General features: G+C 42.7%; 10 protein-coding genes. 2 read left to right on the top strand and 8 right to left on the bottom strand.

Features of this window, described 5'->3' with window-relative positions; all coding sequences use genetic code 11:
* The first annotated feature begins 8 nt into the window (after positions 1-8).
* Positions 9-4,481 (top strand): DUF6443 domain-containing protein, encoded by a 4,473-nt coding sequence (locus tag V7S65_RS16190; protein WP_336387259.1) that lies wholly within the window; start codon positions 9-11, stop codon positions 4,479-4,481.
* Positions 4,472-4,984 carry a hypothetical protein gene (locus tag V7S65_RS16195; protein ID WP_336387260.1) on the top strand — a complete coding sequence of 171 codons (513 nt, stop codon included), beginning with the start codon at positions 4,472-4,474 and terminating at the stop codon, positions 4,982-4,984. Before V7S65_RS16190 ends, V7S65_RS16195 begins: the two co-directional genes overlap by 10 nt.
* 249 nt (positions 4,985-5,233) lie before the next feature.
* Here the strand turns inward: V7S65_RS16195 and V7S65_RS16200 are convergent, their stop codons facing one another.
* The 8 genes from V7S65_RS16200 to V7S65_RS16235 form a co-directional block, all read right to left on the bottom strand.
* Positions 5,234-5,701, bottom strand: a complete 468-nt coding sequence (locus V7S65_RS16200; RefSeq protein WP_336387261.1) for a hypothetical protein — start codon at positions 5,699-5,701, stop codon at positions 5,234-5,236.
* 111 nt (positions 5,702-5,812) lie between these two features.
* The gene (locus V7S65_RS16205; protein ID WP_336387263.1) at positions 5,813-6,418 is read right to left on the bottom strand and encodes a hypothetical protein; all 606 of its coding nucleotides are present in this window, start codon (positions 6,416-6,418) and stop codon (positions 5,813-5,815) included.
* A 459-nt stretch (positions 6,419-6,877) separates the two neighbouring features.
* Positions 6,878-7,282 carry a hypothetical protein gene (locus V7S65_RS16210; RefSeq protein WP_336387264.1) on the bottom strand — a complete coding sequence of 135 codons (405 nt, stop codon included), beginning with the start codon at positions 7,280-7,282 and terminating at the stop codon, positions 6,878-6,880.
* Positions 7,266-8,015: a class I SAM-dependent methyltransferase gene (locus V7S65_RS16215; RefSeq protein WP_336387265.1), complete on the bottom strand. Its 750-nt coding sequence runs from the start codon at positions 8,013-8,015 to the stop codon at positions 7,266-7,268. The genes V7S65_RS16210 and V7S65_RS16215 overlap by 17 nt, the downstream gene beginning before the upstream one ends.
* Entirely contained in the window at positions 8,003-8,743 is a 741-nt protein-coding gene (locus V7S65_RS16220; protein ID WP_336387266.1) for a DUF2071 domain-containing protein, read from the bottom strand. Before V7S65_RS16220 ends, V7S65_RS16215 begins: the two co-directional genes overlap by 13 nt.
* Entirely contained in the window at positions 8,727-9,107 is a 381-nt protein-coding gene (locus tag V7S65_RS16225; RefSeq protein ID WP_079469118.1) for a DoxX-like family protein, read from the bottom strand. The genes V7S65_RS16220 and V7S65_RS16225 overlap by 17 nt, the downstream gene beginning before the upstream one ends.
* Before the next feature lie 84 nt (positions 9,108-9,191).
* The gene (locus tag V7S65_RS16230; RefSeq protein WP_336387267.1) at positions 9,192-10,667 is read right to left on the bottom strand and encodes a glycoside hydrolase family 32 protein; all 1,476 of its coding nucleotides are present in this window, start codon (positions 10,665-10,667) and stop codon (positions 9,192-9,194) included.
* 17 nt (positions 10,668-10,684) lie between these two features.
* Entirely contained in the window at positions 10,685-12,403 is a 1,719-nt protein-coding gene (locus V7S65_RS16235) for a RagB/SusD family nutrient uptake outer membrane protein (protein ID WP_336387268.1), read from the bottom strand.
* Between the last annotated feature and the right edge of the window lie 5 nt (positions 12,404-12,408).

Here is a 12,408-nt window from a genome sequence, read left to right on the forward strand (position 1 = left end):
CCGGTAATATGTGTAATATTCTCTTACGTTTCGCACTCCCAATTTTTATTGTTTGTTTACTGGGAACCGGATTATTAAAAGGGCAGGTTCCTTCATCCAGCCAGCCTCCGGCGGCGACACCGGTAGCTTTACCAGCGGCCTACACGAATACCGCTATTAATTATATACGAACCTGGGAGCCTTCTATGCCATCCTCTGATCCGGCCGCGGTAACGGCAGCGGCAAGAACAACCGCAGAAGTAAAACAGTCCACCCAATACTTTGATGGACTGGGAAGGTTAGTTCAAAGCGTGGCAAAAGGGATCAGTGGCACAGGAAAGGATCTTGTATCGCCCGTGGTCTATGATGCATTTGACCGTGAGGTTTTAAAATATCTACCTTATGCACCTCAATCCGGAAATACCAGTGACGGGAAATTCAAGACCGCACCATTTGCAGCGCAACAGACGTTTTATCAGAACGGCACGCTGCTTCCGGGTGTAGCAGGAGAAAAAATATTCTATGCCAGAACAGATTATGAAGCGTCTCCACTAAACAGGGAACTTAAACAGTATTCGCCTGGCAATAGTTGGGCAAAGGCCGATGCCGCCACTGGTGAAGTTGGAGGTAACCTCCCTGTAATAATCTCGCAGCAGATAAATACGCTTGCTGATTCTGTCAGACTATGGAAGATGAGCCCTGGCTCAGTTATTCCTACCACTACTGCTATATACGATGCAGGGCAATTATACAAGAATATAATCACAGACGAAGCAAAAAACCAGGTAGTTGAGTACAAGGACAAAGCCGGACGGGTCATACTAAAGAAGGTGCAGCAACTGGCTGCTATTGGAACAGCTCACATGGGATGGTTGTGTACCTATTATATATATGATGACCTGAATAATCTGCGTGTAGTGATCTCCCCCCGGGCAACGGCAGCTATCACAGGTAACTGGAGTCTGACCGCTGCCTTGATGGCAGAACTATGTTTTGTATACCGCTATGATGAAAGACAACGGATGATAGTAAAGAAAATACCGGGTGCAGACTCCACAGAATTGGTATACGATGTGCGGGACAGGGTTGTATTTTCACGTAATGGTAATATGAAAGACAAAAATTGGTTGGTTACTTTTTACGATAATATAAATCGACCGGTTATGACAGCCTTATATAATTCGGCTGCAGAAAGATCTGCATTACAAAGTACCATGAACAGTGCCACTTCTAATACGCAAACATTACCTTATACTTTTCCTGCAGCAACAGACCTTTTTTTGAATAACCACGACGGCACACTGCTCTATCAGGCAACGCAGAGCATTACCATGACGGATGGCTTTGATACAGGCACCGGCACGGAAATGACAGCAGAAATCAGTACCACTGCCAACAATGGAAATATATCTCTTACTGTTACTAATCCATTACCGAACATTCCCACAGCTTCATTAACACCACTCACCTACCTCTTCTATGGAAATTATACTTTCCCAGGAAAACAAAATTATGTTGCCGGCGATAAGGACAAAGTTGAAGCAGGCGGCAACCCTTATCCGGAAGCACTACCGGCCACACCAGCCGCAGCAGTAAATGGTATGCTCACCGGTACCAAAACCAGGATACTTGGTACAGATCAATGGCTCACTGCTACGAATTATTATAATAACAAAGGAAGATTGATACAGTCAGTATCCAATAATATTTCTGGTGGGAGTGACGTTAACACCAACCTCTATGATTTTAACGGAAAGCTACTAAGCAATTATTTCCGGCATCGTAATCAAAGAAGCAACGCGACCCCACAAACTACTTTATTAACAATCCTCGTCTATGATGCTACCGGCAGGGTTGCCAGTATCAGGAAACGTTTAAACGATGTTGCGTCTCAGGAGAAAACCATTGAAATCAATGCTTATAATGAATTAGGGCAACTGGCAAGCAAACGATTAGGCATTAATGGGTCAGGACAACTCGAAACATTAAATTACGAGTACAATATCCACGGATGGCTCAAAAATATTAACAAAGACTTTGTAAACAGCGACCAAAGCACAGCCAACTGGTTTGGACAGGAATTAAGTTACGATTACGGGTTTGATGGCCCACAATATACCGGTAACATCGCCGGCGCGAAATGGAAAAGCAAATCAGACGGCAAAGCACGCGCCTATGGATATAGTTACGACAAAGTAAACCGGTTAACCGGGGCAAATTTTACAGAAAACAACAGCGGAGTCTGGAATCGTACTAACACTGATTTTTCCGTTAGCAACCTCACCTATGATGCAAATGGGAATATCAATACCATGAACCAATCCGGGAAACGGGGTAGTTCTTCAGGAGTAATCGATCAGCTGACTTATACCTATCAAAGTAACAGCAATAAGCTAATGAAAGTAAAGGACGTAATCCCTGTTTCCACTGATAAGCTAGGCGACTTTGAGGATGGCATCAATACCAACGATGACTACGCATATGATGCCAACGGAAATCTGATAAAAGATGAAAACAAAAAAATAAATACCGTTGGCTATAATCATCTCAATTTAGCAGAAACAATAACTATCACCGGAAAAGGGAAAATTTCTTACTTATATGATGCCAATGGTACAAAGCTCAGAAAGATAGTCGCAGACAGCACAGGTACAATTAAACGAATGATCACCACCGACTATATAAATAATTTTGTATATCAGAATGACACGCTTCAATTTATTGGTCATGAAGATGGTCGTATACGTCCGGTATACGTTACCAATCAACCTGTCAGCTATTGGTATGACTACTTTTTGAAAGATCACCTGGGTAATGTAAGAATGGTTCTTACCGAACAAACCGATCTTTCTGTATATACCGCCTCTATGGAAACGGGAAATGCTGCTACTGAAACCCAGTTGTTCAGCAACATTGATAATACCCGTGCTGCAAAACCAGCAGGTTATCCAGCCACAGACAGCAGTAATAAAAGTGTGGCTAAGTTAACACCCGCCGGTAACGGAAAAAAAACCGGGCCATCCCTTGTACTCCGGGTAATGACTGGTGACACCATTGCTATTTCTACCAATGCATTCTATAAATCCACTGGTCCTCAGCAGGATAAAGCACCCTCTTCCGCCACCAATATGCTGGCAGATCTTATACAGGCTTTTAATGGTAATGCAGCTACTACAGTCACACACGGTAACTCTGATGCAGGAATGGCGGCACCATTTACCAGTAGCTTTTATAACAACGACTATCAACAATTGAAAGAAAAAGAACCTGATCAGCAAAACCCCGATAGACCCAAAGCTTATCTTAATTTTGTTTTGTTTGATGATCAGTTTAAATTAGTAGAAGAAAATAGCGGTGTAAAGCGGGTAATTGCATCTCCCGATGAGCTGCAGAAATTGATAAAGGATAAGATGCCCATAAAGAAAAGTGGATTCCTTTATGTATATACCAGCAATGAAAGTGGCCAGGATGTATATTTTGACGATGTGGTGGTAACCCAGGCAGCGGGGCCATTACTGGAGGAAACGCATTATTATCCGTTTGGGTTGACGATGGTGGGGATTAGTTCGAATGCGTTGAGGGGAAGTAACTATCCGAAAAACAGGAAAGAATACAATGGCATAGAGCATACAACTGATCTTGACCTTAATCAATATGATGCTTTTTACCGTACCCTCGATCCACAGTTGGGTAGATGGTGGCAAACAGATCCCAAACCGAATATGGGTGAAAGTCTGTATTCAATGATGGGCAACAATCCAATTTTAAATTCTGATCCTCTGGGAGATACCTTACGTGGTTCAAACAGACAAGATGCCAGGAGAATTAGTAGGATAATCAGGCAAACTTTTAGAGGTAAGGGAATGCGGGAATTAAGGAGTTTGTTTAAAAGAAATGGAAGTACTTTTGCAGGTATTAATCAGGCTGATTTTTTAAAGGCCACCGAAGGACTTAATCAGGACCAAAGAGCTTTAGCTGAAGGATATACTGATGCAATTAATAGCACTCAGGTTAATACAGTGGAGGTTGTGCGAAGAGGTGAAAACTTAAAAGATGCTAATAGCACTAAATTTAAGGATAGGACCGGGGCTGATGTTGATGCTAGTTCTGGTGGAGGTTTCAACGTAACGACTCCTAATGGAACTCATACTGTAATCGTTATGAATTCAACGGCACAAATACCAGATTATCGGGATAACAGCACGGGCAATCTGGTTCCAGGCACAACTTCTAGCAAAGGTGAATTATTAGCACATGAATTAATAGGACATGGATTAACAAATTTCAACGCTGGCGGCAGTCAGTTTTTAAATGCAATTCAATTGACAAACTTGTATCATAGGGTAACTGGTACAGGAAACCTGTATCGAGATGGCACCTCTCATGGCGGAACCACAGGAATACCTCTAACATACCCGCAAGGCAGTGGAGTTCCAACTTATTTACAACAAACGAATAATTATTTCTTAATGCAAACACTTATGCGAGTATTATGGCGTTAAAAGAAACAGTAATATTATTTTGTTTTAGCTTACTTACTTTATCTGCTTCTTCTCAAAGTCAGCGATATGCAGAAGACAGTATAAATGCTCAACAGTTAATAGCTAATAAGTTAAAACACCTTGAAACTGTAGGTGTTGTAAACTATTTGTATCTATTTTCAGACGCGGGTACTATCGTAATACTTTATGAAGTAGACGGGAAAATAAAAGGCACAAAGTGTTATTACAAAGGGAAGCTGGGTTCAGATTTTAGGAATTTAAGGCTAACAAAGGAGGACAAGGTGAATTATGGCAAATGCATTGAGATGGCGAAGATGGATACGACTATAAATTTTTCTAACTGTAAAAATTTTGTTCATTCATTCAACAGAATTACCTTTTCAGCCAATACCAGCAAGCATTACATAAAAGGAATTTTCACATCTGATTGTACAGATATGTTGGATAGAAAGGGAATGTATCAACTTCACAGTATCTATAAGCACCTTCTTGGTTTTAAATAATTATGTTGTCAGATAGGTCTTATACTGTAAGTATAATATGTAAATCCAGTAGAAAAGCCGGTTGCTTTAATTACGGATACTTGCCATGTGCACCCAATACCAATAGATAGCTTATTTAGAGAGGTTACCTGGTATACTTGGAAAGTTTCCAATTAATATGTGATTTTGAAAAGTTATAGCGAGCTTGCAGAAATGGTTGTTAATGTAAACCATAAAGCCGCAAGCAATACCTGCAGTTTTATGTTGCGACTAAATGCCCCGGTTATCGAAAGCAATTAACTTCCATTTATTTTCATCGCAAGAATATTCAAATACTGCTTCTGCCCCTCCTCCATTGGAAAAGCTATAATTGCGACTTTTATAGGTTATGTAAAAGTCGATAATAGTAACTACAAACTTATTTTTATTTAATGCAGTAAATACTTTCCAGGCATAAATACCTTTTGACAGTGTTTTCCTATTCCGGTCATCATAAATATTAATAAATTTAAACTTGCTATTAGATGACACATAACTTAATGGCTGATTATGCTCATTTAACAAATGCAGGTTTTCAAGATAATGCCAACTCTTCTGTTTTTTACTCGTCTCCAAAAATTGTGTATACATCATGGTGATGGCTGAATCAACCATTGTTTTATAGTCGTCTTTACTTTGCTGCGCATGAACCGTTAAAACGCAGACTAGTATTATTGTTATAAAAAAGGCTACTTTCATATATTACTTCTTATGCGTTATAAGATTATCTTGTGGAACAGTTGCAATCACTCCGGTACTATTGTAGATGTGGACTATTCCGTTGCTTCCCGAAAAATCAAAACTTGCTCGTCAATATGAGCGTGAAATAATGCTCTTAATCATGCTTCCCTGGTCCAAAGTATTTTCGACAAAATACGCTGATTGTAGAGGAAACCCCGAATTAAAACTCGTAACAATAACATCGCCCGCATTACTTCCTTTATCCATAGGGACCTTATCCTTTTTTTTAAAGAGTGTAACCATCTTTAAATGCTCCTGCCATTCATGAATTTTGATCCACTTATCAAGATAGTAGCGATATGCAATAATATTTGCCTGACTTCCATTATAATATATTAGATAATTTACCAATCGCTTTATTTCGCCGTTTTTTACAACCTCAATGACAGCCCACTTCTTATCTTTCCAATTAAAATCAGCGCTGATTTGTTCCAGGAAAAGCAATCTTATTGATTTATAATTAATACTGTCAACTCCTTCCCATGCTTCCGGCATTGCTTCCAATCTATTCTGATACAGTTCTCTCTCTTGTCCAGTAATTGCTGATGCTGCATTCTCTTTCAACACAGACAAACTCATTTTATTCCAATGTTGAAGTAAATTATAAATACCGGGATTATCAACATTATTAACGATCCCCAAAAAACCGATACAAAGACACGTTAGTATTTTCATTGGCTTCAAATATTACGGAAATTTAATTTCAAATCCATCTTATAATTTATGGGCTTTACCCTGGAGGAATCGGTGCGAATGGTTGCAAGCGTCGCTTTATATTTTTTAATATATAAGTCCATTACTTCTCGCATACTTCTCAGATACCTCTCAGATACTTAGGACTCGTCTATGCGTCGTACTTCCCATACAGTCCCCATACAGTCCCTATACTCTCCCCATACACTTCCCATACTCTTACTATACACTCATAATACACTTCCAATACACTCCCCATACACTATGACTCTTTTGCGGACCTACCGATTCCGGCATAAACCGACAAAAAGCGGCAAAAACGGCGGATTTGTTTTTCCCCTGCTTCGTCAATGTATACCTTCGTATTCCGGAATACAATCCTGTATAAAGCTTAACAGGCATAGCTTCAGAAATTGCCTCTTTTTAAATCAAAATACTTTATTATGACGCATCCGCACGAAATACGAGCAGGAACACTATACTGAAATATCCCCATGTCAATGAGAACAGGACATGCACAATGGTTTCAAACCGTTTGCCCTTCCATAACAACGGAGAGTAAACAAAGAATTGGAAAAGCAGCCGGCATAGCCAGAAAACAAATAATCCGAACGACAGCACATGCCCCAGGCGCGTATACAGGATATCTTCGGTAGCATAAATACACCCTATTCCCATCAGCAAAACCATCAATGCAATAAAAAAGGTGTGTACATACATGATCTGCCTGCTCAAAAGACTAATCGCCGTGAACTCTTTCTTCCAGTTAAAATACCGTGGAAAGAAAATATGTGCCAGGGATAATAGCACCAGTATATAACCGGTAATTTTAAGATGCAATTCCATTTTTCTGCAATATAAAGGCCGATAAAAAAGGGGTGATCTTCTTTTCTTTTTCCAGGGTCAGCTGCGCTCCTTCAAAAGTCCGCCTCCAGTTGGCACCCGAAAAAAAGTGCAGGAACCCAATCGTATATGCTATAAAGTTAGGCGTATCCCGTAAATGCTCCAGTACCACAATTCTGCCATCAGCAGCCAGGCAACGACGCAGCTCTTTGAAAAATATGGTCCTTTCCACAGGATCTCTGATTTCATGTGCTGCCAGCAAAAGAAACACTACATCCACCGATGCAGGCTCCAGCGGAACAGCGGCCGTGCTGATGGTTTTCGTGCCAGCATAAGGCGCATATCTTTTCCTGGCACGTTCAATAGAAATCTCTGTATGCATCTCCCTGTTATAAAAATCAAATACCTGTAAGTCGGCTTCCGGGTATTTATTCGCCAACAACTGGCTGGTTTCATCAAACCCTGCGTGAATGTTTACTATTCGCCCGTATGGCCGAAGCTCCATATCGTCCAGCCACAGTAAGGTATATAAATCTGAACCGTCATAAATATACCAGGAGACGACTAACGACGATAAGGTAGCAATGGCAGCGCCACACAACATCAGCCGGGTTAACGTGTATTGCGTGAATAGCAAACCTCCTACCAGTAACAGCAAAAACAACACATACAAATGCCAGTTAAAACGGACAATATTTACGATGCCCTGAAACGGCGTTCTGTTTATCTTTTCCATAGATCTACTTTTCCTTTTTTCCAGTAATAGGGAATTTGCCGGATGATGAATGCATTCGCCAGCCGGGCGCCCTGTAATGCGGGAGCGTTTAAAAATCCTGCCTCGTTATGTAATACCGATACCGGTACAGGCGTCCAGTTTTCCCTCACGCCTTCAATGATCAACACTTCATCAGAATGCCTGTTACAGGTAAATGTAAATGGCAGCGGACCCGCAAACCGCCTCGCCTCCTTCCAGTTATTAAAGGGCGATTCTGCCGGCAATGCCGCTGTTTCATTGCCGGTATCAACCGTGATATCCAATCCCGATGCCGCTGATTTAACAATCATCATATCGTTTTCCTCCGTAATGCTGATATCTGTAGTGGTATAACTATAATGGGTAAACAGATTTCCGAAAAACTCCATCTTCTTACTGTCTGTTTCTGATTTCAAAATATACAAACCCCGCAACCGCTTTCCTTCGCTATTAGAATAACGTACAAACACGCGGTAACCGGTTAACACAAAATCACTTCCCATAAAAGCAGGAAACCCTTTGGGGCGAAGGTGCTTTGTTTTCACTATGGCAATAGCAATAAATGCCCACTGTTCCTGGAATACATCCAACTCCAGCTGCGGGGGTATCAACGGTTCCAAAACCGCTATTGGGAGGGCGTAAGTAAGCACCAGGGAGCTTTCAAAAAAAGCTTCCACGGCAAAGGGATGATTTTTAAGAAAGGCTAACATGGGTTTTAAATTCGTTCCGGTAAATAATAAATATAAAAACGGCAGCGATGATGATATTTATTCTCCCAAACAACAACAGGTCGGGGGCTGCTATAAACTCTATGACGTTCATAGCCGCTACCAGCAGGATTTGCGCGATAGCACACCAGCGGGATTTTATCCTGGAAAGTATCCATATCGCCATCCCGGCTTCCAGGATGCCAATGGTACGGGTAAGTAAAGCTGCATGGGTTTCACCAAGTATTCTTGCAACAATTAACTGGTGTCGTGGAACATAGTTCAGCACCTTACAAAATACGCCATTTATCATCCACACGAGGGCTATTCCAATGTTAACCACATTTTTTTGCTTACCAAAGGGCATGAAACAAACTTTATTCCCCCAAGTTAATACAAAAAGCGCCGGACTCAAAAAAGAGCCGGCGCCTGTCTATAAAACAACTCCCCCTTATTTACTCAGATCCCACGCTTTCAATGTATTCAACTGCACATCTCCGTTCTCTGCAAACACTGCTAATCCTGTAGCCGCTTTATCCGGGAATATTAAAGTGGTGAGCACTTTTTCTCCGTCGTTTACAAATACTTCTACAGATGATTTATCCACCAGCACCTGTAACCTGATTTTATTGTTAGCCGGTGGAATGCTTACCTGTTGTACATCTTTTCCATCGCGGATATACAGTTCATTCCGTTGTACATTATACCCCACCACTACCTGCTGTGCTATTTTAAAGCCAAAATCAGCGGCGGTGCCAATGGTAAACTCAGCATCCACCCAATTGGTATTGGTGTTGAAACCTTTGCTGCTGCTCAACTCCAGCGCTTTGCTATTAATGGTTTGCGCTTTCAGTGTTAGTTTTTTAGCGGCAGGTAATTTATGAAGATAGGTGCTGATCGCTGCAGATGGTTGCTGGAATAAACGTATACCCGATGCCGTAGTTTTCAGTTGCAGATCGCGCGGAATCGACATCTGTCCGCGCCACGGTGAGGTAGGCGTTTCAAATGGCATGAGCCAGCCGATCATCATTTGCCGGTTATCCGGCAGATGATTGTAGGGTATAGCAGCGTAGAAGGTTTTGCCGTAATCCACAAACAGCTGGCTTTCCGGCTTGTTATCATTGGTGAATGTTTTGCCGTCGAAGTCCCCGGTAAAATACTGCATACCAGTAGCGGCGTCCTGGTTGCCGGAAGATACCATCAGCAACCATTTCTTTTTTGCAGGATCACCATCTACATACAGGGGCGTTAAAGAAGGACACTCCCATATTTTACGGGTATCGCCCTGGTTGCCGAACTCGCTCAGCAGCTCCCAGTTCTTGAGGTTTTCTGATGAGTAGAACTGTACTTTATGCTCGGCAGGTACGGCTACTGTCATGAGCCATTTGTGCTGGTCTTCCAGCCAGATCACGCTTGGATCGCGGAAATCCTTCTTCTGAATATCTACTACCGGGTTGCCGCTATAGTTGGTGTAGGTTAAACCGCCATCGTTACTAAAGGCAATAAATTGTGATTCCTTTTGCTGCTTTGGCTGATCTGCGGTATAAATAGCCACAATGGGGGCTTTCCCATTTTTACCAAAACCGCTGCTGTTATGTTCGTCCAATACTGCGGAACCGGAGAAGATCCAGGTGGTGGTATCTTTCTTTTCTATTTCCGGAATAGCAACGGGCAGGTGTTTCCAGTTAATCAGGTCCTTGCTGGTAGCATGTCCCCAGCTCATGTGGCCCCACTTGTTTTCAAATGGATTATGCTGGTAATACAAATGATACACCCCATCTATATAGATCAATCCATTGGGATCGTTCAGCCAGTTTTTGGGCGCCGTAAAATGATACACGGGGCGCCATTGCGGTGTAGCCTCCTGGGCGTGTAGCCATCCGGGTAATAATCCTGCCAGTAATATGGAAAAAAGTCTCTTCTTCATAACAATGATATTTAATTTTACCAGCCGGTGTTTTGTTTATATAACCCTTTGCTGTAGTTAATCTGGTTTAATGGTATGGGCAGGTATTCGTCCCTGCCTTTTTTGAAGGAAGCATCATTCAGGTGAGCCCGGCGTGTTTTTTCCACGGCAAAATAAGCATTGAGATAATCTGCCGCAATACCCCAGCGTACCAGGTCAAAGAACCGGGAGCCCTCCATCGCAAATTCCAGCCGGCGCTCCCAGCGTAAAGCCTGCCGGGCAAAGTCGGTGGACCAGGTGCAGTTAACACCCGGCTGATAGGTATTCATTTTATAACTGGATGTAAAGGTACCATTTGCCTGTTTTAATAAGCCGGTGCTGGCAGCGGCTCTTCCCCTCACCTGGTTGATGAGTGGCAATGCTTCGGCAGCGCGTCCCAGTTCTATCAATGCTTCTGCTTTAAATAACAGTACGTCGGCATAACGGATAATTTCCCAGTTTTTGGAACTCGACATAAAAGGCGGCACCTTCTGAAAAGTAGCATCACCGGGTAACACCGCTTCTTTGAGACTCAGGTAACTGCCATATACTTCCGGCGCACGGGCCCAGGCGCGCTTGTACAGAAAAGCGGGATCGTATTTGTAAGGATGCCCGGGAATAGCCACGGTATGGTCTAAACGCGGATCAAAGGTATGGGTATGAAAATCTGCTTCCGTGGTGATGTTCACGTTATTGAATGTTTCAAACATCGGGAGCCCGTTGGCGCCTGTCTGAAAAGCATTCACCAGGTTACTGCTGGGCGAATGAAAACCACAGCAGCCATACTCCTGGTTCATCGGGTAATCCAGCGCATGTCCGTAATCAAGGCGGCCTTTGGGCGTTCCATCATCTTTTGAATACTGGATAGCAAAAAGGGACTCCGGACCATTTTCACTTTTCGACAGGAAGTTATTTGCATAATCAATAGCCAGCTGGTATTTACCGGAGGCAATCACTTCATCGCACAAGGTATTTACCTGTTGCAGCAGGGCAGCGTCAATACCGGTTACATGGTTATTTTCATCCTGCTTATAGGCTTCATACAACAGGGTTTTAGCCAGGTAGGCTTTTGCCGCGAATTTATTGGCTCTTCCTATTTGCGGTTGTATATCGGGAAGATGGGAAGCGGCAAAAGTGAAATCATCTGCGATCTTCGTCCATAGTTCCACATTGGAATAAGTGCGGTTGGAAATGGTATCATAGGTTTCCTTTGGCGCATTTTCATCGATGTAAGGAACATATTTGAATAATGTTTTCAACAGGAAATAATAGTGTCCTCTCAGGAACTTCATCTCTGCCTGCCGTACTACCTTTTCCGGAAATTGGGTTTCAGTGGCTTTGTTCAGGCGTGCCAGCGCATCGTTTACACGGCCAATGCATACATACAGGCGAAACCACACCAGGTCGGAGGAGCCATTATCCACCCTGTTCAGGGAAAAGGTTTCGTAAAAGTGGTAGTCGCTGATATCACCGGCGCCGTCACCGCCTTTATACGCATCGCCACTGCGGATGTTTCCGTAGGGCCACATGCTGGAATAAGGAGCCGTATAGTGATCATTACCCAGCGATGCATAGGCGGCGGTCACCATTTTTTCGAGATTGGCCGGCGAGTTCAGGTCGTCGCCTGAAATAACGCCCTGTGGCGTTTGATCCAGGAATTTGCTGCAAGCGCCGAGCAACAGGCAGCTGAGTAAAAGAATATATTGTGTGTACTTCATGGTGG

The sequence above is a fragment of the Chitinophaga sp. CCNWYY40 genome, assembly GCF_037483205.1.
GTDB classification, from domain to species: domain Bacteria; phylum Bacteroidota; class Bacteroidia; order Chitinophagales; family Chitinophagaceae; genus Chitinophaga; species Chitinophaga ginsengisegetis.